This is a genomic window from Streptomyces sp. NPDC058751, from assembly GCF_042746485.1.
Classification (GTDB): Bacteria; Actinomycetota; Actinomycetes; order Streptomycetales; family Streptomycetaceae; genus Streptomyces.
The window spans coordinates 58,557-81,308 of record NZ_JBHYPZ010000033.1 but is presented as its reverse complement, the minus strand read 5'-3'; the positions used below and the strand labels follow the sequence as shown (position 1 = coordinate 81,308).

Sequence of the window (22,752 nt, the reverse complement as noted above, 5' to 3'; positions counted from 1 at the left end):
GAACCCTCGCGCGAAGCCCTCGCCCCCGGCTCACCCCCTACGGGCCGCCGAAGGACCGGCCGGGCGCCGGTAGGGCTGTGATCAGGTGCGGTACCCGTAGTACGCCGCGTTCGGGTACGCCGCGAGGAGGCTCGACAGCGAGCGGCGGTAGGTGTCGGCGTCGTGGTACGTCAGGTACGGCACCCCGCTGCTGCTGCGGTACGACGTGATCATGGAGTGGTCCTTGGACCCGTCCTTGTCGAAGTCCATCTGCATCACGTCGCCGACGTCCATCTGGTAGACGTTCGCCAGGGGCTTGGAGCGCTTGGCGGTCTGGGTGAACCAGGACCACTCGTTGACGCCGACCCAGGTGTCGGTCTGGGAGGACGAGGTGTAGTTCCAGGTGCCGTATTCCTCGCCGGAACTCGCGACCGTCGTCCAGCCGCCCGCCTTCAGGGACTGGCTGAGGTAGTTGGTGCAGTCGCCGCCGACGGAGTTGAAGCTGCGGTAGGCGGGGTTGTAGTTCTTCCAGTACGTCTCGGCGTACGTCGCCATGGCCGCGTAGTCGTACGGGCCACCGGTGAGCGTCTTGGGGTTGGCGGGGGCGGGGTAGGTGGTCGCCGCCCGGGGGGCGTCGATGACGGCCATCGGGGTCATGCGGGACGCCGCCGTGACGGGCTGGTTGACCTGCCGGGGGCCCTTGTCCGTGGAGCGCTCGCCGGTCAGCTTCCAGGTGCCGTCCGCCCGGGCGGCGAAGGTCAGGACGTGGTGCGCGCGGAAGCCCGTGGTGGCGGGCTCGTCCCCGCGGATCTTCCGGTACGTGAGGGTGGTGCTCTCGGTGACCCAGGCGGTGGCCAGCCGGCCCGTCACCCGGGTCCGGTTCACGGTGACCTCGGTGTCGGCGGCGCTGTAGGACTCACCGAGGGCGGCGAGGCGGGACCGGGTGGCGCCCAGCGCGGAGACCGCGCTGGTCTCGGTGCGCGCGAGGGCGCCGGGGACCTCGATGCCGGCCGTGGTCGCCTTCAGGGCCGTACGGGCCTTGGGGGCCGTGTCCAGCAGGGCGGCCGTGCGGTCGGTGAACACGGCGTCGGCCACGCGGCCGAAGGCGTCGGCCGTCGACGCGGTCACCCGGGGGGCGGTGGGGGCCGCCGCGTGGGCGGTGGACAGGGGCAGCAGGAGGGCGGAGAGGGTGATCGCTCCCACGACGGAACAGCTGCGGCTTAAGTTCTTCGATGTCACTGGATTCTCCTTGATCCCCGGTCGGACTCCAGGGAAGAGAATCTTTACATGTCCCCCTCAACTGTGGTGAATCCGGGGGGAGTTCGCGCCCCCTGCAACCAAGTCCCATATGTCGGAGGTAAATTGATCTCAATGCGTCACCGAAGGGTCACCGGCCCGACGGCGGGCCCTACTTGACCACGGTCGACCAGTCCGGGGACTGGGCGGGGTCCAGGCCGCGCAGGCGTTCCAGGGTCTCGGGCTTCTGCACGTCGAGCCAGTCGGCCAGCTCCCGGAAGGACACACATTTCACGCCCTTCTTCGTGCACATGGTCTTGATGGCCTGGTCGACGGCCCTCATGTAGATACCGCCGTTCCAGTCCTCGAAGTGGTTGCCGATGAACAGCGGTGCCCGGCTGCCGTAGTAGACGCGGTTGAAACCGGCCATGTAGGAGTTGACCGTCTCCTGCTCCCACTGCGGGTACTGGGCCGGGTTCCCCTCGGTCGCGCCCTCGGACTGGTTGTAGAGGAAGTTGAAGTCCATGGACAGGCCTTGGTACTTCCCGTTCTCGTAGGGGAGCATCTGGAGCGGGAAGTCCCAGATGCCCTCCTTCTTCGTGGGCCATATCTGGAAGTCGCCCGAGGAACTGGCGTCGTAGCGCCAGTTGTACTCCTTGGACGTGGCCTTCATGGCCTTGAGCAGGTTCTTCTGTCCTTCGAGGCAGGGCGCGCGGCCGCCGCTGACGGCCTTCGCCGGGTCGAAGGGGAGCGACGGGAGGTCGGTGTGGCCGGTGTTGGTCCGCCACCTCTCCACGAAGGAGAAGAACTGGTCGATCTCGCTCTTCCACTCCTCGACGCTCCAGTCCTTGCCGCCCTTGTCGCCGCAGAAGTGGCCGTTGAAGTGGGTGCCGATCTCGTTGCCGGCCTTCCACGCCTTGCCGAGTTCCTCCAGCGTGCCGCGTATGTGCTCGTCGGTGGCGTAGCTGATGGCCGCCGAGCCGGGCGAGTGCATCGGCGGTTCGTAGAGCGCCTTCTTGTCCTTGGGCAGCAGGTAGATGCCGGTCAGGAAGAAGGTCATGTGGGCGTTGTACTGGGCGGACATCTCGCGGTAGTGCGTGAAGAGCCCGTCGTCGCCCTGGAGGGCGCCGTCCCAGGAGAAGACGACGAACTGCGGAGGCTTCTCACCGGGCTTGAGCGGAACGGGCTTCAACTCGCCCTTCTGCGGGCCCGTGTAGGACGTGGAGCCGTCGCCCAGCACACGGACCTTGCCGTCCCACACCGGTTCCTTCTTCACCTTGGTGGCCGGACCGTGCGCGCGGGCGGACGCGGCCGGGGCGGTGTGGTCGGCGTTCAGGGCCAGGTAGACGGCGGCGGTGGACGTGACGACGAGGAAGGCCGTCATGGCCGCGAAGCCCTGGCGTGCGGAGGCCGCGGCGGTGACGGGATCGGACTCGCGGCGTCGGCGCCGGCTGTGCTTCGAGTTCATACGGGGCACATTCTGCGAGGGGGGGCGGAAGGAGCGTGGCGCGGCCACCGGGTGGCCGTCGGCGGGGGCCGAGCCGGGCGGTCGGCCGACGGGATCAGCGAAGCGGGCTCATGGCACCGGACCAGATGCCGTACGGCACGTCGGCGACGGGTGCGCCGGCGATCCCCTCCAGCGGCAGGGGTTCGAGGCTCTTGGTCAGGTCGATGCGGTAGAGGACCACCGCCGTCGAGACGGAGGCGTTCGAGCCCACGTACCAGGCGGACTTGTCCTCCAGCGAGGCGCCCCGCTTGCCGGCCACCCTCACCGAGAGGGGGGCCGCGCCGGGGTGGCCGATGCGGAAGGAGTCCGAGAGCGCGTCGGTGACCTGGCGGGCCACCTCGGCACGCATCGCGCGGTGGGGCGCGGGCATGTCCAGCCGGACGCGGGAGCCGTTGCGGGTGATGCGCTTGACCGAGTAGGGCTCGTAGTGCTTCCCCTCGGCGTCGAAGGTGGCGTAGGCGCTGGCCATGCGGATCGCGCTGGGGGTGGCGGCGCCGAGGGACATGCCCGGAACCTGCGGTCCGATGCTGGAGGGGAGCAGGCCCGAGTCCTCGGCGGTCTCGCGCACCTTGTCCAGGCCGGCGTCCATGCCGAGCTGCATGAACGGGGTGTTCACGTTCTGGGCGAGCGCCGAACGCAGCGAGATCTGGCCGTAGTTCCGGTTGCCCTCGTTGTGGGCGGCGACCTTCTTGCCGCCGCGGTCCCAGTAGGGGCCCTCGGGGGTGGTGACCGGGACGCCGTCGTTGCCGTCGTAGACGGTCTCGGGGGTGACCGGGGTGGCCTCTCCCTCACGGGTCTTGCGGACGCCGTTCTCCAGGGCGGCCGCGTAGACGAAGGGCAGGAACGCCGAACCGGCCGGGACGGTGGTCGCGTTGGACTCGTTGTAGCCCTGCACACGGTGGTCGGGGCCGCCGTAGACGGCGAGGATCCGGCCGTCGTCGGCGATCGAGGCGGCACCGTAGTGGGCGGCCTTCGCGTTGTCCGGGTCGTCCTTCTTCGCCTGCTTGCGGGCCTTGGTCACGGCGTCGGTGAGCGCGGTCTCGCGCTTGCGGTCGAAGGTCGTGTAGATCTGGTAGCCGCCGAGGTCGAACTGCCGGTCGGAGATGTGCCCGGCCTTCTTGGCGTACTGGGTCGCCAGCTCGACCAGGTAGTCGCTCTGCTTTCCGGTGTCGTAGCTCCCGGTCTGCTTGATCGGCTCGGGGAACTTCGTGTACTTGGCCCGCTGGGCGGCCGAGATCTTGCCGTAGTCGACCATGCGGTCGAGGATCCAGGACCAGCGCTCCTCGGCGCGCTCGTGGTTGGCCTTGCTCAGGGTGGGGTCGTAGAGGCCCGCGCCCTTGAGGAGCGAGGCGAGGAGCGCGCCCTCGCTGGCGTTGAGCTTGCTGACGTCCTTGCCGTAGTAGGCCTGCGAGGCGCGCTGGAGGCCGTAGGTACCGCGCCCGAACCAGCTCGTGTTGAGGTAGCCCTCGAGGATCTTGTCCTTGCTCATCTTGTTGTCGAGCTTGAGGGCGATCATCGCCTCGGTGAACTTGCGGGTCAGCGAACGGTCCTGGTTCAGATAGACGTTCTTGACGTACTGCTGGGTGATGGTGGAGCCGCCCTGGGTGTCCCCCTGGCCGACCGTCTTCACCAGGGCGCGGACCAGGCCCTTGCCGGAGATTCCCGGGTCGCTGTAGAAGCTCTCGTTCTCCGCCGCGAGGACCGCCTCGCGCACGTCCTCGGGTATGTCCTTCAGCGGCATGTCCTGGCGCCGCACCCAGCCGGTACGCGCCATCGGGGTGCCGTCCGACCAGAAGTAGACATTGTCCTGCTGAGTGGCATATGTGTTCAGGTTCCGGGGTATGTCGGTCGCCGCGTACGCTATGACGAGCAGCGAGCCGCTCAGGCCCATGGACAGCGCGAAGGCACCGAGCCACTGCCGCCAGGAGGGCAGCCAGCGCCCCAGGCCGGTCCGCCCGGGGCGCGGATAGGCGGGTTTGAGGCGCCGGGTGTAGGGCGCGAGGCGGCCGGCCAGCCGGGCGGGCGCGGAGGGCTTCGAGGGTTTGCGGCGGCTGCCGCGACCGCGCTGCGGTCCGGATGTGTCAGTCACGGCGCACTCCCGCGTCTGGACGGCCCACAGACAGGGGGTTCGAGGCATCGTTGTGATGCGATGTCCTGGTCACGACTGCGTCTCCCTCCGCACTCCGGATCTGCGCGCGCGGGTAGTTGCAGCGGCCGCTTTCGCGGCTGCGAGCCCCCCTCCCCGACCTTGCGGCTCGTCGCGGCCCTATTAAATTATCAGCGACCAATGCAATCCCTTCGATCAGTGACGCGACAAAAAAGCTCAGAGGTCAACGGGCTCCCCTCGGCAGCTCCTTCCGACCACCCGTCACCCGTGTCCCAGGACCCCGTCCCGCCACACCCGGCGAAGGCCCCGGAGCCCTCCGGACGGCGGCCGGTTCCGGCTAACCTGTCGGCATGCCCCGCTACGAGTACCGCTGCCGGACCTGCGACGACACCTTCGAACTGAGCCGTCCCATGGCCGATTCGGCCGCCCCCGCGGCCTGCCCCGCCGGACACGACGACACCGTCAAACTGCTGTCGGCGGTCGCCGTCGCCCGAGGAGGAGCGGCGTCCGCGCCGGCGCCCGCGCCGCGTTCGAACGGCGGCGGAGGCGGATGCTGCGGTGGCGGTTGCTGCGGCTGACTGCGGGATTTCTCACCGACTCTTCAGCGTTGCCCGGACCGGCTCCGGCGTGTCGTGACGTAACGGTCCCCTTCACCCTCGACGAGGCCACAACGGGACCAAGTTCCACACTTCCCCCGCCACGCCCCGAACCGGTCCCGGTCCGGCCCCGACGCCGGTCACGCCCCGGCCCCGGTCCGCTTCACGACCGGGACCGGGACCGCAACGGGGCCGCGCGGACCGCTCAGGCCGGGAGCCGTCCGGCGCCCGCGCCCAGGAACTCGCGCAGGATCCGCTCCCCCGCCGCGACTCCCCGCTCCGGCAGCGCCGTGATCGCCGCCGCCGTCCAGTCGGCCTCGGCGAGTTCACCGTGGCCCGGACGCCAGCCGCGGTCCGCGGCCAGCAGCAGGTCGGCGTCGAGCAGCGAGTCCCCGGCGGCGAGGGTGAGCGGGGCGCCGGTGCGGCGGGCGACCTCGCGCACGGCCGCGCTCTTGGTGAGCGGCCCGGGCACGGCGTAGATCTTGCGGCCCTGCAGCGAGACCGTCCAGCCGCGGCTCTCCGCCCAGCCGGCCAGGTCCTTGACCCACCGCTCGGGCAGCAGTTCCCGCTCGACCACCAGATAGACGAACAGGTCCTCGGCGACCCGGTGCTTGCGCAGCCAGTGCGGGTCGGCGGCCTTCTCCAGGTGCTCCTGCACCTCGTCGAGCGGCGCGCACTCGGAGGCGAGCCGCTCCTGCACGCTCCTGTGCCAGTCGAGGTCGGAGACGCCGTCGACGAGCAGGTGGCCGCCGTTGGCGCAGATCGCGTACTCGGGCGCCGGACCGGGCAGGTTGATGCGCTGGTACTGCTTGCGGGTGCGGGTCGTGGTGGGCACGAAGTGCGCGACGCCGCCGAGTTCGGTGAGCAGCGCGGCGGCCGTCTCCGTCATGTAGGAGAGGGGTTTGTTCTCGTGCACCTCGACGCAGAGCAGCCGGGGAGCGTGGGCGTCCGGCATGGTGAGCGCGAGCGCGGCGGAGGAGTAGATGAGCGTGCGGTCGAGGTCGCTGGCGACGAGCACCTTGGGCGTGGGCATCAGAGCGTCACCGCCTTGCCGTCGGCACCGGTCGCGCCACGCGTGTACTTCGGGTGGATCAACCCGACACAGGTGTACGGGAGGTCCTCGACCTCCTCGACGGGCACCCCGCGCTGCCCGGCGAGCAGTCTGACGTGGTCGAGGTCGGCGCCCGCTCCGGCGCGCGCGAGGATCTTCCAGGGGACCCGGCGCAGCAGCACCCGGGTGGTCTCGCCGACGCCCGGCTTGACGAGGTTCACGTCGTGGATGCCGTACTCCTCGCTGATGCGCTCGACCGCCGCCCAGCCCTCCCAGGTGGGTTCGCGGTCGGCGGCGAGGAGTTCCTTCGCCCGGTCGCGGGCCGCTTCGGCGACGTCGGTGAAGTGCGCGGCGACGGCGTCCAGGAACTCGACGGAGACGTCGGAGCCGGCGAGTTCGCGGTAGAACTTCGCGCCGTGGAAGTCGTGTTCGCCGACCAGGTCGGAGCGCAGGACGGTGCGCGAGATCAGGCCGGAGACGGTCGAGTTGAGGCAGGCGGAGGGGATGAGGTAGTCCTCGCGGGTGCCGTACGTGCGCACGCACGAGCCGGGATCGGCGAGCACCGCTATCTCCGGGTCGAAGCCGGTGATGCCTTCGGCGGCCTCGAACTCCTTTATCGCGTCGGCGAGTTCGCGGGTGATGGCGCCCTTGCCGGTCCAGCCGTCGACGAAGACGACGTCGGCCGGGTCGTGGTGGGCGGCGAGCCAGCGCAGCGCGTTGGCGTCGATGCCGCGGCCGCGGACGATGGAGACGGCGTAGTGCGGCAGGTCGAGGCCGTGCTGGTGCCGGGCCCAGCGGCGCATCAGGATGCCGACGGGGGTGCCGGCGCGGGCCAGGGACACCAGGACGGGGCGCGGGGACCGGTCGGCGAGCACGAGTTCGGTCACGGCGCCGACGGCCTCGGCTATCCGGGCGGCGGAGGCGGTGAGGGCGGAGTGGAAGAGCTCCTGGTACTCGGCGCTCGGCTGGTACTCGACCGGCAGCGACTCGGCGTAGTGGGCTCCGCCGCTCTGGATGGCCTCCTCGCGTTCCTCGGTCGGCGCCTCCAGCGTGACGTCCGACAGGTCCTGCAGCAGCCAGCCGACCTCGTCGGGGGCGTACGAGGAGAAGGCGGGGCCACGGAGGGGCTCGGGCAGCATGGAGGGCCTTTCGGTGGACGGCCGTACGGGCACGTACGAGGGCACGACGGCGAGCAGGACGTGCGGGGTGTGCGCCGCCAACTGTGCCAACAGACCGTCGGGTGCGTGCAGTCCGGGGGTGTCGGCGGTGGAGTCGACGACCGCCACGACGGCGTCGAAGCCGGCGCCCGCGACGTTGTAGGCGTAGCGCTCGCCGGGGCCGTCGTCCGGGTCGTCGTGGGCCGGGAAGGCGACGCGGCTGCGGATGGCGTAGCCGGGGTCGTCGAGGGCGAGCACCGGGGAGCGGGTGGTGGTGGAGAAGCGCACCTCGGCGGGGAGGGACCGCTCCAGTTCGTGGGCCAGTCGCAGCGGCGCGTACATCAGTTCCTCGAAGCCGAGGACCAGGACGCGGCCCGCGCCGTCCGGCAGGGCGTCGGCGAGCCGGGCCGCCATGGCGGGCAGGGCGGCCTCCAGGCGTATTCGGTGTCCGGGGGTGAATCCGTGCCGTCCGCCGTCGGGGAGGCCGTGCGGCCAGCCGAGGTCGACGCGGACGGCCTCTCCCGCGTTCGGGACGGCCGGGGTGCCGGGCGCCGCCACCGGTTCGTGCCGGGCGACCAGGGCGGTCCCCTTCTCCAGGACGTTCTCGGGCAGGCGCACGGTGCCGGACGCGGCCGCGACCAGGTCGACGCGGGCGCCGATGTCCCCGGCGAACTTCTCGAAGCGGGCGTGGTCGGCCGGTGAGCGCATGTCGACCAGGGCCACGACGACGTACCGCTCGCGCGGGTAGCGGCGGTGCAGGTCGCGGATGGTGTTGAGGACGGTGTTGCCGGTGGAGAACTCGTCGTCGACGAGGACCAGCGGGCCGGAGCCGGCGAGCAGGCCGGGGTCCTCGGGCAGGAGGAGGTGCGAGGTGGCGTGCGAGTGGGACTCCTCGAAGCCGCCCGCCTGCCGGACCCCGGTGACCGGGCGGCGGGTGGAGTGGAGGTAGGGGGCGACGCCGATCCCGTCCGCGACCGAGTGGCCGAGGCCGGTGGCCGTCTCGGCGTACCCGAGGACGACGGCGGTACGGGCGTCCTCGGTGCCCAGCAGTTCACGCACCCGTCGGCCGAGCTCGACGCCGTACCCGTGGACCACGGCGGGCGACTGGGGCACGTGCTTGCCTAGGACGTTCGAGACGAGCAGGTGGGCTCGTTTGGGGTTGCGCCGCAGCGCGAGCCCCAGCAGGCCGTCCAGCCCCTCGTCGCCGACGAGCTCGACGCCGAGCCGCTCGGCGACCCAGGTCCCGGTCCACACCGTGTCGTCCGTGACGTCCGCGGGGTCAGTGACGTCCGCGGGGCCCGGGGCGTGCACGCCGTCCGGGCCGCTGTCGCCGTCGGGGTGGTTCGGGTCGTGCGCTGGGGTGTTCATCTGTTCCTTGCTGTCGGGGTGGCGCGTCGCTCGGACGGGCCGGCTCACTCCGGGAGTCCGGCGGTGAGCAGCTCGACGAAGCCGATGTCCTCGCGGGCGACCCCGAAGACCTCGGCGCGCAGCAGGGTGCGCTCGGCCCAGGCGCGATGCGGCTTCACCTCGTTCATTTTGTTCGTGTACGCCGACCTCAGTACACCCCCACCGCCGCGTTCCGGCCTGAGGATGTCCTGGGCGTCGCTGAACTCCTCGTGGCTGACCACGGACAGCGCGTGGACGGGCGGCACGTGCGAGGGGTGGATGCACGTCTTGCCCATCAGGCCGTTGGCCTGGTCGAGGGCGATCTCGCGCAGCAGTCCGTCCATGGCGTGTTCGAGCAGCCTCTCGCGCAGTTCCTCCGCCTCCCCCTCCAGGAAGGGGCTGCGGCGCAGCTGCGGCTTGAACATGCGTTCCGGGACGCGGAAGTACTCCCAGACGGGCCCGGTGACGGTGAAGCCGCTGCCGTCGGCCCGCCCGAGCATGTTCACCACGTCGGCGATCACGGAGGCGACCACCTGGACGTCGTACGCGGTCATGTCGGGGGCGCGGCGCAGCCCGTACGAGGAGCAGAAGTCCGTCACGCCGAGGCGCAGCGCGAGCACCCGGTCGCGGTACTTGTCGACGGCGCGGGAGATGCCCTCCAGGGTCTCCACGCGCGATTCGCGGTAGAGCAGCTCGGGTGACTCCAGGACGGGCATGGCGAAGAGCCGTCTGCCGCTCTCCGCCTCGGCGGCGGCGAGGGCCTCCAGGAAGGGCGTGCCGCGCTCCTCGGTGAACTTCGGCATCACGAAGCCGGACAGCATCCGGACGGCGGGGCCGAGGCGCCGTACGAGGTCGGGGATCTGTCCGGGGAAGCGGACCCGTACGAACAGCAGGGGCGGCTCGCCGGATCCCGGGCGGTCCGCGAGGTCGGTGAGCTGGCGGACCAGGTTCTCCTCGGCGCCCACGACCTCGGAGTCGTCGATCGAGTCCTCCAGGCACAGCACCATCGAGACGACCCCGCGGGCCGCCTGCTTGACGATGTCGTCGGCCAGCGCGGGCCGGGTCGCCGGACTGTACAGCGTCGCGCCGAGGGCTGCGGCGAGCACTCTGGCCGGGGAGTCGGGCGTGAAGACGCCGGGCTCCTGGTGGAAGAGGCGCTGCCGCTCCTCCGGGGTTACATGACCGAAATGACGCATGGGACTCCCCCGTGGCGGCTAGGTGGCCGGATGTGACGTGGCCGGTAATAGTACGTACGGTTCCATGACAGAGATTCCCACCGGTTGTGAAGTTCAGGTAACTCCGCCGTGTCCAGCTCCGACCTGTTCCGGAACGACCCCGCATTGTCGTGACCAGGACCGACAGGGCAGGATGACCGTATGACGCACGCGATGCTGAAAGGGTCGAACGTCCCGCTGGACGCCACGGCGGTGCGCGCCGTCCTGCGCTGGACGCCGGGTCAGGGTGTCCCCGATGTCGACGCCTCCGCGCTGCTCCTCGGGCCCGACGGTCGTGTGCGATCCGACGAGGACTTCGTCTTCTACAACCAGCCCCGCCATCCGTCGGGCAAGGTGTGGCGGCTCGGCAAGAAGCGTGGCCCGGAGGGCCTCACCGACACGATCCAGACTGATCTGACGGGTGTCGAGCCCGGCGTCGGACAGGTTCTTCTGGTCGCATCGGCCGACGACGTCACCTTCGACCGCGTACGTGATCTGCGCATTCTGCTGTACGACGCGGCCTTCGCGGACGGTGAACCTCTGGCGTACTTCGACATCAAGCCGGAGACGGGCGCGGAGACCGCGCTGATCTGCGGCGAGCTGTACCGGCGCGGTGACGGGTGGAAGTTCCGGGCGCTCGGGGAGGGCTACTCCAACGGTCTGGTGGGGCTCGCCACCGACTTCGGGATCTCGGTGGACGAGTCGGCGCCCGCCGCTGCGGTCGCGGCCGGGTCCGCTCCGGAGCCGGGCACCTGGGCCTCGCCCGCGACGGCTCCCGAGACCTCGATGCCGCTGCCGCCCGAGCACTCCGCCCCGGTCACGCAGCAGGCTCCCGTCCCCCAGCAGCCCGCCTACGGCTATCCGGGGCCCGCGGCGGCCTCGACCGGCCCCGCGTACGGCTACCCGCAGCCCGCCGGACGGCAGGAGGATCCTTCCGCCTACGGCTATCCGCAGCCGCAGAGCGCCCCGGCCACGCAGCCCGCGTACGGCTTCCCCCAGGCGGTGGGAACGGGTCCCGACCCTGACTTCCGGCTGCCGCCGCAGGGTCCGCAGTTCCTCTCCCGCTGAGTCCGGCGGTCCCGGACGCCGTGGGCCGTCCCGGCGGTGCTCCCGCCGGGCGGCCTGACGCGCCCTAACGGCCGGCCTTGGACTTGTAGCCGCGGCCCCACTGGAGGCCCCAGCCGTAGAGGCGGTCCAGTTCGGCCTGGAAGCCGTACACGAACCGGACCTCGCGGCGCACGGTCACCTCGCCCTTGTTGCACTCGATCATGACGACGGCGCAGGAGCGGGCCTGCGGATGGCGTTCCTCCAGGCCGATCTCGATGCGCGGGCCGTTGCTCGGGTAGAGCGTGATGACGGCGTGCGTACGGTCGAAGGCCGGGGTCTGGTCGTAGATGTAGACGAAGACCAGCAGGCGTTTGATGTCGTCGCGGTGGTCGAGGTTGACGTAGGCCGTCTCGCCCGAGCCGGAGCCGAAGCGGTCGTCGCCGCTGAGCTTCACGAACGGCGGGGCGTTGAGCTCGCCGAAGAAGCCGCCGAGGGGCTGGACGACGCCCTTGGTGCCGTCCGTCAGCTCGTACATGACGCCGAGGTCGAGGTCGACGTTGACCATGCTCTGGGTGTGCGCCTGGACCATTTCCGGCTTGAAGGTCCGTAAGGGGTTGCGCAGCAGGCTGCCGCGCTGGGGACCGCCGATGTCGGAGGTGCGCATCCGCCAGGACAGGTTGATGCGGAGGTTGCCGCCGGCCGCTCCCTGCTTGGTGAGGGAGACGGTCTGGTTGCGCTTGGTCATTTCGATGGCGTTGGAGGCCGCGCTGCCGGAGTCGAAGTCCGCCGAGCGGCCGCGCCACAGGTCCTGCCAGATGCCCATTCGGCCCCCCACGTCCGTCGGTGTGCGGCGGGGCGGCCGCCGAGGACTCGTCCTCGACGGCCGCCCCGCTCAGAGCGTTCCTCAGCCAAAGGGGTGTCACACCCCGGACGAGACCTCAGCCTTCTCGTCCGAGGTCAGTGCTTTTCCCTCGGCCTCGGCGAGCGCCTTGTTGCGCCGCACGGAGGACCAGAAGGACCAGGCGATCAGGACGACGCCCACGAGTCCGGTGATGACCTCGTTGATCTCGTACTGGATGGTCACGAGGAGGATCGCGGCGAGGGCGCCGATCGCGTAGTGCGCGCCGTGCTCCAGGTAGACGTAGTCGTCGAGGGTGCCCTGGCGGACCAGGTAGACGGTGAGCGACCGGACGTACATGGCGCCGATGCCCAGGCCGAGCGCCATGAGCACGATGTCGTTGGTGATGGCGAAGGCGCCGATGACGCCGTCGAAGGAGAAGGAGGCGTCCAGGACCTCCAGGTAGAGGAACATGAAGAACGCGGCCTGGCCGGCGAGGACGATGGCCGGCTTCTTCTTGCCGGTCCGCTCGGCCTCCTCCTCTTCCTCGTGCTCGCGCTCCTCCTCCTCTTCGAGCTTGTCCTCGAAGTAGCCGGAGAGTCCGCCGACGATCATGTACGTGATCAGGCCCGCGACGCCGGAGATCAGTACGGTCTGCGCCTTGTCGACGTGTCCGCCGCCGTGCTGGTGGGCGTTGACCGCGAAGGTCATGGAGGTGATGAGCAGGACGATCAGGGCGATGCAGACCGACAGCATGTCGACCTTGCCGAGCTTGGCGAGCGGCCGCTCGATCCAGCGCAGCCACTGGATGTCCCTGTCCTCGAAGATGAAGTCGAGGAAGATCATGAGCAGGAACATGCCGCCGAAGGCGGCGATCGACGGGTGGGCGTCGGTGACGAGCTGCTGGTACTGGTCCTTGTCGTTCAGCGCGAGATCGACCGCGTCGATCGGGCCGATCTTGGCGCTGACGGCGACGATCACGACGGGGAAGACCAGACGCATGCCGAAGACGGCGATCAGCACACCGATCGTGAGGAAGATCTTCTGCCAGAAGGCATTCATCTTCTTCAGGATTCCGGCGTTGACCACCGCGTTGTCGAAGGACAGCGAGATCTCCAGGACGGCCAGGATCGCCACGATGCCGAAGGCGGTCCACCCCCCGTAGAAGGCCGCTGCGACCAGGCCGAGCGCGGTGACCGCGAACGACCAGCCGAAGGTTTTCAGAAGCACTGGCTACCCAATCATCGTGTGGTGGGGGCACCCCCCAGCGGTGGATCAGGGGGTGTGTGACCCCCGTGCCGTACTCGGCTTTACCTACTGTTGACCACGAAGTCTAAGGGGCCGCCTTCGGCTGATACAGGTGGGTCTAGGAAACATTGACCCCGAAGTCGAGTGCGATGCCCCGCAGCCCTGACGCGTACCCCTGACCGACGGCGCGGAACTTCCACTCGTTGTTGTAGCGGTAGACCTCGCCGAAGATCATCGCCGTCTCGGTGGAGGCGTCCTCGGAAAGGTCGTAACGGGCGAGCTCCTGGCCGTCCGCCTGGTTGACGACACGGATGTACGCGTTGCCGACCTGGCCGAACGTCTGGCCGCGGTTGTCCGCGTCGTGGATGGAGACCGGGAAGACGATCTTGTCGACCACGGCGGGGACCTTGGCGAGGTCGATCAGGATCGACTCGTCGTCGCCGTCGCCCTCACCCGTGAGGTTGTCGCCGGTGTGCTCCACGGAGCCGTCCGGGCTCTTGAGCTGGTTGTAGAAGATGAACCACTCGTCCCCGAGCACCCGGCCGCCGCTGCACAGCAGGGCGCTGGCGTCGAGGTCGAAGTCGGCTCCGGTGGTGGAGCGCGCGTCCCAGCCGAGCCCGATCATCACGTGTGTGAGGTTCGGTGCGGCCTTCGAGAGGGAGACATTGCCCCCCTTGGCGAGCGTGACGCCCATGATGCTGGTCCTCCCGAGGTGCGGTTTTCTTTTGTACGGCCGGTCCGGTGCCGCACCGGGGCGGTGCGGCACCGGACCGGGATGCCCGAGGGCCCGCGGACTCAGACGTTGACGCCGAAGTCCTGCGCGATGCCGCGCAGGCCCGAGGCGTAGCCCTGGCCGATGGCCCGGAACTTCCACTCGGCGCCGTTGCGGTAGAGCTCGCCGAAGACCATCGCGGTCTCCGTCGAGGCGTCCTCGGAGAGGTCGTAGCGCGCGATCTCCGCCTCGCCGGCCTGGTTCACCACGCGGATGTACGCGTTGCGGACCTGGCCGAAGGACTGCTGGCGGCTCTCGGCGTCGTAGATGGAGACCGGGAACACGATCTTCGCGACGTCGGCGGGGACGGCGGCGAGGTTGACCTTGATCTGCTCGTCGTCGCCCTCGCCCTCACCGGTGATGTTGTCGCCGGTGTGCTCGACCGAACCGTCCGGGCTCTTCAGGTTGTTGAAGAACACGAAGTTCTGGTCGGTGCTGACCTTGCCGTCCGTGTTCGTGAGGATGGCACTGGCATCGAGGTCGAAGTCCACGCCGGTCGTGGTCCGGGCGTCCCAGCCCAGACCGACGATGACCGCGGTCAGTCCCGGGGCCTCCTTCGACAGCGATACGTTGCCGCCCTTGCTGAGGCTGACTCCCACGAGTCCTCCCAATGGTGTTCAGGGGCGGGGAGCCCCGTAGGTGCGTTGGTATCGGATCAACGGTTCGATCCTAGTGACGGGTTCCCGTGCGTTGCAGGCCTTGGAACCGAAGAATCACAGGGTGTCGAGCGCCTTGACGTACTCGTTCAGGTCACGCGCGTCCGGCAGGGCGTTGACGACGGTCCAGCGGACGACGCCCTCCTTGTCGATGATGAACGTGCCGCGCACGGCGCAGCCCTTGTCCTCCGCGAAGACGCCGTACGCGCGCGAGACCTCGCCGTGCGGCCAGAAGTCGGAGAGCAGCGGGTACTCCAGGCCCTCCTGCTCGGCGAAGACGCGCAGGGTGTGGATGGAGTCGTTGGAGACCGCGAGGAGCTGGGTGTCGCGGTCCGTGAACTGCGGCAGGTTGTCGCGCAGGGAGCACAGCTCACCGGTGCACACACCGGTGAAGGCGAAGGGGTAGAAGAGCAGCACGACGTTCTTCTCGCCACGGAAGTCGGACAGCCTCACGGTGGCGCCGTGGTTGTCCTTCAGCTCGAAGTCCGGGGCCTTGGTGCCGACCTCGACGGCCATAGTCACTCGCTTCCCTTCCAAGGGTCCGTTCGGGTGACGACCAGCGTACGCAGTGATCGGCTCCCTGCGACGGCGCGGTCCCCGCCAGGTCCCCCGGATGCCGTCTCCGGGCATGCGTGAGGCCCCCGCCGAGGTGGCTCGGCGGGGGCCTCACGGATGCTCTGCTTGCAGACGGGGCTGCAGCTCAGCGCTTCGACTTGGGAGTGGCCAGGCGGGTGCCCGACCATTCCTTGCCGACGGAGATGCTCTTCGTCTGGGAGAGGCCGGCTGTCTGTGCGGCATCGCTGATGTCGCTGGGCTCGACGTAACCGTCCCTGCCGGTCTTCGGGGTCAGCAGCCAGATGTTGCCGCCGTCCTCAAGGAAACCGATGGCGTCCACCAGTGCGTCCGTGAGATCGCCGTCCTCGTCCCGGAACCACAACAGCACCACGTCGGCGACGTCGTCGTAGTCCTCGTCGACCAGATCCTGGCCGATCAGCGATTCGATGCCTTCACGGAGCTCGTGGTCAACGTCGTCGTCGAAGCCGATCTCCTGGACCACCTGTCCGGGCTCGAACCCCAGCCTGGCGGCCGGGTTGGTCCGCTCCTCCGCGTGGTCCGCGGTCGCGCTCACGGCTTGCCTCCTGATCATGTTTCGGAATGGGGGTCTCCCTCTGCTCGTCCGGAGCCGGGGGATATCAGCCACGCGCGTACGCGAAGCGTTGGCCGTAGTCCACACGGGCGGAGCGGATCGCGCAAGTACCCGGCCGCCGAGACCGCCGAAACGGTGACGATCCTGGCAGTGCCGACGCAACTCCCGACGGGCCGCCATGACACCGCGTGACGGGCACCACACACTTCTGCCCCATTTATTCCCTTCGGAACCCTCGGGGCGTGCGAAAGCCGAACGGCTTTGCGGAACGCGTCACCCCCTGAGCGTATCGTTACGTTTTGGTCGAGACCGCCCCAACGGTCCGTACGGGCGTCCCGGTTACCCCCTGGTAGAGATGACGTGGGCGTTCGCGGGGTACACGATGGGGATCGGTGCAGATGCAGGGAAAACCCACGAAGACAGCCCTCCGACAGCGAAGGAACAGCGTGGCTTCCGGATCCGATCGCAACCCGATCATCATTGGCGGCCTTCCCAGCCAGGTCCCGGACTTCGATCCCGAGGAGACCCGGGAGTGGCTCGACTCCCTCGACGCCGCCGTCGACGAGCGCGGCCGCGAGCGGGCCCGCTATCTGATGCTGCGGCTGATCGAGCGAGCCCGTGAGAAGCGCGTGGCCGTGCCCGAGATGCGCAGCACGGACTACGTCAACACGATCGCGACCAAGGACGAGCCGTTCTTCCCGGGCAACGAGGAGATCGAGCGCAGGATCCTCAACGCGACCCGCTGGAACGCCGCCGTCATGGTCTCCAGGGCGCAGCGCCCCGGCATCGGCGTGGGCGGCCACATCGCGACCTTCGCCTCCTCCGCCTCGCTCTACGACGTCGGCTTCAACCACTTCTTCCGCGGCAAGGACGAGGGCGACGGCGGCGACCAGATCTTCTTCCAGGGGCACGCCTCGCCGGGCATCTACGCCCGCGCCTTCCTCCTCGACCGGCTCTCCGAGCAGCAGCTCGACGCGTTCCGCCAGGAGAAGTCGAAGGCTCCCCACGGACTGTCCTCGTACCCCCACCCGCGACTGATGCCCGACTTCTGGGAGTTCCCGACCGTGTCGATGGGCCTCGGCCCGCTCGGCGCGATCTTCCAGGCGCGGATGAACCGCTACATGGAGGCGCGCGGCATCGCGGACACCTCCAGGTCCCACGTATGGGCGTTCCTCGGCGACGGCGAGATGGACGAACCGGAGTCGCTGGGCCAGCTGTCGATCGCCGCGCGCGAGGGCCTGGACAACCTGACCTTCGTCGTGAACTGCAACCTCCAGCGCCTCGACGGCCCGGTGCGCGGCAACGGCAAGATCATCCAGGAGCTGGAGTCGCAGTTCCGGGGCGCCGGCTGGAACGTCGTCAAGCTGGTCTGGGACCGCACCTGGGACCCGCTGCTCGCCCAGGACCGCGACGGCGTGCTCGTCAACCGGCTGAACACCACGCCGGACGGCCAGTTCCAGACGTACGCCACGGAGACGGGCGCGTACATCCGCGACCACTTCTTCGGTGACGACCACCGGCTGCGCGCGATGGTCGAGAACATGACCGACGACCAGATCCTGCACCTGGGGCGCGGCGGCCACGACCACAAGAAGATCTTCGCGGCGTTCTCGGCGGCCAAGGCGCACGCGGGCCAGCCGACGGTGATCCTGGCGCAGACGGTCAAGGGCTGGACGCTCGGCCCGAACTTCGAGGGCCGCAACGCCACGCACCAGATGAAGAAGCTGACGGTCGCCGACCTGAAGGGGTTCCGCGACCGGCTGCACCTGCCGATCTCCGACAAGGAGCTGGAGGACGGCGCGCCGCCGTACTACCACCCGGGCCGGGACTCGGAGGAGATCCAGTACATGCACGACCGCCGCAAGGGCCTCGGCGGGTACGTGCCGACGCGTGTGGTGCGGTCGAAGCCGCTGGTCCTGCCCGAGGACAAGACGTACGCGAGTGTGAAGAAGGGGACCGGTCAGCAGTCCATCGCCACGACCATGGCGTTCGTGCGGCTGCTCAAGGACCTCATGCGGGACAAGGAGATCGGCAAGCGGTTCGTGCTGATCGCGCCCGACGAGTACCGCACGTTCGGCATGGACTCCTTCTTCCCGAGCGCGAAGATCTACAACCCGCTCGGCCAGCAGTACGAGTCGGTGGACCGTGAACTGCTGCTCGCCTACAAGGAGTCGCCGACCGGCCAGATGCTGCACGACGGCATCTCCGAGGCGGGCTGCACGGCCTCGCTGATCGCGGCGGGTTCGGCGTACGCCACCCACGGCGAGCCGCTCATCCCGGTCTACGTCTTCTACTCGATGTTCGGTTTCCAGCGCACGGGCGACCAGTTCTGGCAGATGGCCGATCAGCTGGCGCGCGGTTTCGTCCTGGGCGCGACCGCCGGACGCACGACACTGACCGGCGAGGGGCTCCAGCACGCGGACGGCCACTCGCAGCTCCTCGCCTCGACGAACCCGGGCTGCGTCGCGTACGACCCCGCGTTCGGCTTCGAGATCGCGCACATCGTCCAGGACGGTCTGCGCCGCATGTACGGCTCCTCCGAGGAGCACCCGCACGGCGAGGACGTCTTCTACTACCTCACCGTCTACAACGAGCCGCTCCGGCACCCGGCCGAACCGGAGAACGTGGACGCCGAAGGCATCCTGAAGGGCCTCTACCGCTTCAGCGAAGGCACCTCCGGGACCATCCCCGCGCAGATCATGGCCTCCGGCATCGGCGTCACCTGGGCCCTGGAGGCGCAGCGGATCCTCGCCGAGGAGTGGAACGTCAGGGCCGACGTCTGGTCGGCGACCTCCTGGAACGAGCTGCGGCGCGAGGCCGTCGAGGTGGAGCGGCACAACCTGCTGCACCCCGAGGAGGAGCAGCGCGTCCCGTACGTGACGCGGAAGCTGTCCTCCGCCCAGGGTCCGTTCGTGGCCGTCTCCGACTGGATGCGATCGGTTCCCGACCAGATCTCCCGGTGGGTGCCGGGCACCTACCAGTCCCTCGGCGCGGACGGCTTCGGCTTCGCGGACACGCGTGGCGCGGCCCGGCGCTTCTTCCACATCGACGCGCAGTCGATCGTGGTCGCCGTGCTGACCGAGCTGGCCCGTGAGGGCAAGGTGGACCGGTCGGTGCTGAAGCAGGCGGTCGACCGCTACCAGCTGCTCGACGTACGGGCGGCCGACCCGGGCGCGGCGGGCGGCGACGCGTAGGACCCCGCGGGGCCGGTGAGGGGCGGCGGGCCGGGGGCCCGCCGCCCCTCTGCCGTCCCCATCTCTACGATGCGGGCATGAACGCGGGCATGAACGAAGAATCGGCGCAGGTCCGCTGGGAGCTGCGGACCCAGCGACCGCTGCTCGTCCTCGCGGTGGCGTTCGCCCTCGCGTACGCCGTACCGATCGTGGACAGCGCCGCCGGCCGCACCCTCACGTTCACCTGCACGGTGGTGGAGTGGACGGTGTGGGGGGCCTTCGCGGTCGACTACCTCGTCCGGCTCGCCCTCGCGCCGCGGCGGCTGTCCTTCGTCCGGCGTCACTGGATGGACCTGTGCGCCGTGGTCCTGCCGCTGCTCCAGCCGCTGCGGCTGCTGCGGCTGGTCTCCACGCTGCTGCTGGTGGGGCGGCGGGCCCGGATGGCCTCGCAGATACGGCTGACGACGTACGTCGGGGGCGCGGTCGTCGGGCTCCTGATGTTCGGCTCGCTCGCCGTGCTGTCGGTGGAGCGGGACTCGCCGAACGGGAACATCAGGACGCTGGGTGACGCGGTGTGGTGGTCGTTCACGACGATGACGACCGTGGGGTACGGCGATCACTCCCCGACGACGGGGATGGGCCGCGTCATCGCGGTCGGCCTGATGCTCTCCGGCATCGCCCTCCTCGGTGTGGTCACCGCCAACATCGCCACCTGGTTCATCTCCCGGTTCGAGAAGGACGACGTGGAGGAGCGGCGGCAGACCGCGGCGATCGAGGCGCTCACGGCCGAGGTGCGGGCGCTGCGGGCCGAGCTCGCCGCCCTGACCGGCGGCCCGGGAATCCTGCCGCACCCGCTGGCGGCGGGCTCGGAGGAACACTCCTCCACGTAGTCGCGCGGCCGGGGGGCAGGGCGGCCGGGGCTCGGGGCCGTGGTGCGGCCGGGGGTTGGAAACCGCCGTACGGCCGGGAGCCGGGAACCGCCGTACGGCCGGGAGCTGGGCCCTGTACGGCCGGAGCCGCGGGGCGTCGCCGTGCAGCCAGGAGCGCGGGACCCCGTACATGCCGACGGCCCCGCCCGGGTTCGGGCGGGGCCGTCGGCGAGTCCGTCGGAGGACGGGTCCGTCAGATGTGGCCGACGCCCGCGCCGGCCTCCGCGTTCTCGCCCCGCTTGGTGAGCAGCGCGACGAACACGGCCACGACGGCGACACCGGCGGCGACGAGGCAGGCGAGGCTCATGCCGGAGATGAAGGTCTCGTGGGTGACCTTGGTGATCTGCGCGGCGATGACGGCCGGGGTCTCCTTGGTGACCGGCGCGATGCCCATCTGGACCGCCTCGGAGGCCTGGTCGAACTGGGCCGGGGTGAGCGGCGGCAGCTTGGCGTCGGTCCAGTTGCCCGGGAGGTCGCTGTCGACCTTGGAGGCCATCACGGCGCCGAGCACGGCGGTGCCGAGGCTGCCGCCGATCTGCATGGCGGCCTGCTGGAGACCGCCGGCGACACCGGAGAGCTCCATCGGGGCGTTGCCGACGATGACCTCGGTGGCGCCGACCATGACCGGCGCCAGGCCGAGGCCGAGCAGGGCGAACCAGACGGACATCAGACCGCTGGAGGTGTCGGCCTCCAGGGTCGACATGCCGTACATGGCGATCGCGGTGGCCGCCATGCCTCCGGCGAGCGGGACGCGCGGGCCGAGCTTGCTGATGGCCAGGCCCGCGAGCGGGGAGCCGACGATCATCATGCCGGTGAGCGGCAGCAGGTGCAGGCCCGCCTCGACCGGCTTCATGCCGTGCACGCTCTGGAGGTAGAACGTCACGAAGAACAGGCCGCCCATGAAGGCGATGGCCATGAGCACCATCAGCACCACACCCGCCGAGAGCGGGACGGAGCGGAAGAGGCCGAGCGGGATCAGCGGCTCCGCGACGCGCTTCTCCCAGAGGGCGAAGAGCACGAAGCCGAGGAGCGAGGCGCCGAGGAAGGACCAGGTCTGGACGTCGCCCCAGCCCCAGGCCGGGGCCTTGATGAGTGCCCAGACCAGGCAGAACATGGCGCCGGAGAGCAGCGCGATGCCGAGCAGGTCGAAGGAGCGCGGGGCGTTCTCGGCGCGGTGGTCCTTGAGGATCACCATGCCGAGGGCGAGGGCGATGGCGCCGACGGGCACGTTGATGAAGAACACCGACTGCCAGCTCACGTGCTCGACGAGCAGACCGCCGAGGATCGGGCCGCCCGCGGTGGAGGCGCCGATGACCATGCCCCAGATGCCGATCGCCATGTTCAGCTTCTCGGCCGGGAAGGTGGCGCGGAGCAGGCCGAGCGCGGCGGGCATGAGCAGCGCGCCGAAGAGGCCCTGGAAGACGCGGAAGACGACCACGAAGGCGATGCTGTGCGACAGGCCGATGGCGCCGGAGGCGGCGGCGAAGCCGGTCACACCGATCAGGAAGGTCTGCCGGTGGCCGAAGCGGTCGCCGAGCTTGCCGGCGGTGATGAGGGAGACCGCGAGGGCGAGGAAGTAGGCGTTGGTGATCCACTGGACCTCGGCGAAGGTCGCGCCGAGGTCCTTGGCGATGGCCGGGTTGGCGATGGCCACGATGGTGCCGTCCAGGGCCACCATCATGACCCCGACTGCCACGGTGATGAGGGTGAGCCACGGATGGCCGCGCAGGCCCGTGGACGGAGCCTGGTCCGACGGGGAGACCGGAGTCTTGTCCTCCGGGCCCGTCTTGTCGATGGTGGTCTGACTAGTCATTTTTCGAGGCTAGTGACAGCCGCTGACAATTGACAAACCGATTCACAAGTCGGTCACTGTCACGTCACTCACAGATAGTCTGAACTGGGCGAACGGTTCGGTTGGGAGAGAACGCGACACCATGACGGAGACGGTGGACACAACGGACACGGCGGGCACGGGCCACGCTCCGGACACGGCCGGGACGGCGGAGCGGGCGGCACGCCCCGGGCTGCGGGAGCGCAAGAAGCAGCGCACCCGGGACGCGCTGCTGCGGGCCGCCCTCGAACTGTTCACCACCCAGGGCTACGAGCGGACCACGGTCGACGAGATCACCGAGGCCGTCGACGTCTCCCAGCGCACCTTCTTCCGCTACTTCGCGGGCAAGGAGGACGCCGCCCTGTTCCTCCAGCGGCTCGCGGAGTCGCACTTCATCGCCGCGGTGCGCGAACGGCCGCCCCACGAGGCCCCCTTGGAGGCGCTGCGCCGCGCGGTCCTGGAGAGCTGGGACACCATCGGCGAGGCGATCGAGGAGGTGGTGCCCATCGAACTGCACATGCGCACCTACCGGTTGATCGAGTCGACCCCGGCGCTGCTCGCAGCGCACCTGCGCCGCTCGGAGGAGACCGAGGAGGAGATCGCGCGGCTCATCGCCGGGCGCGAGGGCCTCGACGTGGACACGGACCCGCGCCCGCGCATCGCGGTCGCGCTGTTCGGCGGTGTGATGCGGGTGACGGGCCGGCTGTGGGGGGCCGGCGAGGACACCAGCGTCGAGGCGATCCGCGAGCTGACCGCGACCTACCTCGACCACGTGGGGCCCGCGCTGGCGCAGAAGTGGAGCACCGCGCCACGGTGACGGGCGGTGACGCCCCGTACCGCCGTCGCCTTCGGCGTGTACGTCACCCGGCGCACGCCGG

The 22,752-nt window shown here is 69.8% G+C and carries 18 protein-coding genes; 5 read left to right on the top strand and 13 right to left on the bottom strand.

The genetic code is table 11. From position 1 onward, the window contains the following. Positions 1-81 precede the first annotated feature (81 nt). The 3 genes from ACFW6B_RS27760 to ACFW6B_RS27750 form a co-directional block, all read right to left on the bottom strand. Positions 82-1,182 (bottom strand): amidase domain-containing protein, encoded by a 1,101-nt coding sequence (locus ACFW6B_RS27760; protein WP_386599965.1) that lies wholly within the window; start codon positions 1,180-1,182, stop codon positions 82-84. Between the two features lie 205 nt (positions 1,183-1,387). After that, positions 1,388-2,683 carry a hypothetical protein gene (locus ACFW6B_RS27755; protein WP_386599963.1) on the bottom strand — a complete coding sequence of 432 codons (1,296 nt, stop codon included), beginning with the start codon at positions 2,681-2,683 and terminating at the stop codon, positions 1,388-1,390. 94 nt (positions 2,684-2,777) lie between these two features. Beyond that, the gene (locus ACFW6B_RS27750; RefSeq protein WP_386599961.1) at positions 2,778-4,859 is read right to left on the bottom strand and encodes a transglycosylase domain-containing protein; all 2,082 of its coding nucleotides are present in this window, start codon (positions 4,857-4,859) and stop codon (positions 2,778-2,780) included. Between the two features lie 320 nt (positions 4,860-5,179). Here ACFW6B_RS27750 and ACFW6B_RS27745 point away from each other — a divergent pair, with 320 nt between their 5' ends. Beyond that, complete coding sequence (locus ACFW6B_RS27745) at positions 5,180-5,407, top strand: zinc ribbon domain-containing protein (RefSeq protein WP_386599960.1); 228 nt, start codon at positions 5,180-5,182, stop codon at positions 5,405-5,407. A 223-nt stretch (positions 5,408-5,630) separates the two neighbouring features. On the opposite strand, the gene ACFW6B_RS27740 is transcribed toward ACFW6B_RS27745, so the two are convergent. From ACFW6B_RS27740 to ACFW6B_RS27730, 3 genes are read right to left on the bottom strand one after another with little or no spacing between them, the layout of a single operon-like run. After that, on the bottom strand, positions 5,631-6,458 hold the full coding sequence (locus ACFW6B_RS27740; RefSeq protein ID WP_386599958.1) for an HAD family hydrolase: 828 nt from the start codon (positions 6,456-6,458) through the stop codon (positions 5,631-5,633). Next, the gene (locus ACFW6B_RS27735; RefSeq protein ID WP_386599956.1) at positions 6,458-9,001 is read right to left on the bottom strand and encodes a phosphoribosyltransferase; all 2,544 of its coding nucleotides are present in this window, start codon (positions 8,999-9,001) and stop codon (positions 6,458-6,460) included. Before ACFW6B_RS27735 ends, ACFW6B_RS27740 begins: the two co-directional genes overlap by 1 nt. Positions 9,002-9,045: 44 nt before the next feature. Continuing rightward, positions 9,046-10,215 (bottom strand): HpcH/HpaI aldolase/citrate lyase family protein, encoded by a 1,170-nt coding sequence (locus ACFW6B_RS27730; RefSeq protein WP_386599954.1) that lies wholly within the window; start codon positions 10,213-10,215, stop codon positions 9,046-9,048. A gap of 180 nt (positions 10,216-10,395) precedes the next feature. Between ACFW6B_RS27730 and ACFW6B_RS27725 the strand changes: the two genes are divergently transcribed. Further along, positions 10,396-11,301: a TerD family protein gene (locus ACFW6B_RS27725; RefSeq protein WP_386599952.1), complete on the top strand. Its 906-nt coding sequence runs from the start codon at positions 10,396-10,398 to the stop codon at positions 11,299-11,301. Positions 11,302-11,365: 64 nt separating this feature from the next. Here the strand turns inward: ACFW6B_RS27725 and ACFW6B_RS27720 are convergent, their stop codons facing one another. From ACFW6B_RS27720 to ACFW6B_RS27695, 6 genes are all read right to left on the bottom strand, one after another. Next, a complete protein-coding gene (locus ACFW6B_RS27720) occupies positions 11,366-12,103 on the bottom strand; it encodes a Tellurium resistance (RefSeq protein ID WP_386599950.1) in 738 nt (245 codons plus the stop codon). Between the two features lie 96 nt (positions 12,104-12,199). Beyond that, a complete protein-coding gene (locus ACFW6B_RS27715) occupies positions 12,200-13,348 on the bottom strand; it encodes a DUF475 domain-containing protein (RefSeq protein ID WP_386599948.1) in 1,149 nt (382 codons plus the stop codon). A gap of 136 nt (positions 13,349-13,484) precedes the next feature. Continuing rightward, a complete protein-coding gene (locus ACFW6B_RS27710) occupies positions 13,485-14,060 on the bottom strand; it encodes a TerD family protein (RefSeq protein ID WP_386599946.1) in 576 nt (191 codons plus the stop codon). Between the two features lie 101 nt (positions 14,061-14,161). Next, the gene (locus ACFW6B_RS27705) at positions 14,162-14,737 is read right to left on the bottom strand and encodes a TerD family protein (protein ID WP_386599944.1); all 576 of its coding nucleotides are present in this window, start codon (positions 14,735-14,737) and stop codon (positions 14,162-14,164) included. 114 nt (positions 14,738-14,851) lie between these two features. Continuing rightward, positions 14,852-15,310 carry a peroxiredoxin gene (locus ACFW6B_RS27700; protein WP_386599942.1) on the bottom strand — a complete coding sequence of 153 codons (459 nt, stop codon included), beginning with the start codon at positions 15,308-15,310 and terminating at the stop codon, positions 14,852-14,854. Between the two features lie 184 nt (positions 15,311-15,494). Next, positions 15,495-15,923 carry a DUF3052 domain-containing protein gene (locus ACFW6B_RS27695; RefSeq protein WP_386599940.1) on the bottom strand — a complete coding sequence of 143 codons (429 nt, stop codon included), beginning with the start codon at positions 15,921-15,923 and terminating at the stop codon, positions 15,495-15,497. Positions 15,924-16,387: 464 nt separating this feature from the next. On the opposite strand from ACFW6B_RS27695, the gene aceE reads away from it, so the two are divergent. Then, on the top strand, positions 16,388-19,135 hold the full coding sequence (gene aceE, locus ACFW6B_RS27690; RefSeq protein ID WP_386599938.1) for a pyruvate dehydrogenase (acetyl-transferring), homodimeric type: 2,748 nt from the start codon (positions 16,388-16,390) through the stop codon (positions 19,133-19,135). A gap of 89 nt (positions 19,136-19,224) precedes the next feature. After that, positions 19,225-20,004 carry a potassium channel family protein gene (locus tag ACFW6B_RS27685; RefSeq protein ID WP_386600032.1) on the top strand — a complete coding sequence of 260 codons (780 nt, stop codon included), beginning with the start codon at positions 19,225-19,227 and terminating at the stop codon, positions 20,002-20,004. A 232-nt stretch (positions 20,005-20,236) separates the two neighbouring features. On the opposite strand, the gene ACFW6B_RS27680 is transcribed toward ACFW6B_RS27685, so the two are convergent. Further along, positions 20,237-21,856: an MFS transporter gene (locus ACFW6B_RS27680; protein WP_386599936.1), complete on the bottom strand. Its 1,620-nt coding sequence runs from the start codon at positions 21,854-21,856 to the stop codon at positions 20,237-20,239. A gap of 121 nt (positions 21,857-21,977) precedes the next feature. On the opposite strand from ACFW6B_RS27680, the gene ACFW6B_RS27675 reads away from it, so the two are divergent. Further along, positions 21,978-22,691 (top strand): TetR family transcriptional regulator, encoded by a 714-nt coding sequence (locus ACFW6B_RS27675; protein ID WP_386599934.1) that lies wholly within the window; start codon positions 21,978-21,980, stop codon positions 22,689-22,691. Positions 22,692-22,752: the final 61 nt, after the last annotated feature.

Excerpts from the sequence above, each read along its gene's own strand:
- ACFW6B_RS27755 (WP_386599963.1), bottom strand. The coding sequence starts at position 2,683 with ATGAACTCGAAGCACAGCCGGCGCCGACGCCGCGAGTCCGATCCCGTC.
- ACFW6B_RS27750 (WP_386599961.1), bottom strand. The coding sequence starts at position 4,859 with ATGCCTCGAACCCCCTGTCTGTGGGCCGTCCAGACGCGGGAGTGCGCC.
- ACFW6B_RS27745 (WP_386599960.1), top strand. The coding sequence starts at position 5,180 with ATGCCCCGCTACGAGTACCGCTGCCGGACCTGCGACGACACCTTCGAA.
- ACFW6B_RS27740 (WP_386599958.1), bottom strand. The coding sequence starts at position 6,458 with ATGCCCACGCCCAAGGTGCTCGTCGCCAGCGACCTCGACCGCACGCTC.
- ACFW6B_RS27735 (WP_386599956.1), bottom strand. The coding sequence starts at position 9,001 with ATGAACACCCCAGCGCACGACCCGAACCACCCCGACGGCGACAGCGGC.
- ACFW6B_RS27730 (WP_386599954.1), bottom strand. The coding sequence starts at position 10,215 with ATGCGTCATTTCGGTCATGTAACCCCGGAGGAGCGGCAGCGCCTCTTC.
- ACFW6B_RS27725 (WP_386599952.1), top strand. The coding sequence starts at position 10,396 with ATGACGCACGCGATGCTGAAAGGGTCGAACGTCCCGCTGGACGCCACG.
- ACFW6B_RS27720 (WP_386599950.1), bottom strand. The coding sequence starts at position 12,103 with ATGGGCATCTGGCAGGACCTGTGGCGCGGCCGCTCGGCGGACTTCGAC.
- ACFW6B_RS27710 (WP_386599946.1), bottom strand. The coding sequence starts at position 14,060 with ATGGGCGTCACGCTCGCCAAGGGGGGCAATGTCTCCCTCTCGAAGGCC.
- ACFW6B_RS27700 (WP_386599942.1), bottom strand. The coding sequence starts at position 15,310 with ATGGCCGTCGAGGTCGGCACCAAGGCCCCGGACTTCGAGCTGAAGGAC.
- ACFW6B_RS27685 (WP_386600032.1), top strand. The coding sequence starts at position 19,225 with ATGAACGAAGAATCGGCGCAGGTCCGCTGGGAGCTGCGGACCCAGCGA.
- ACFW6B_RS27680 (WP_386599936.1), bottom strand. The coding sequence starts at position 21,856 with ATGACTAGTCAGACCACCATCGACAAGACGGGCCCGGAGGACAAGACT.
- ACFW6B_RS27675 (WP_386599934.1), top strand. The coding sequence starts at position 21,978 with ATGACGGAGACGGTGGACACAACGGACACGGCGGGCACGGGCCACGCT.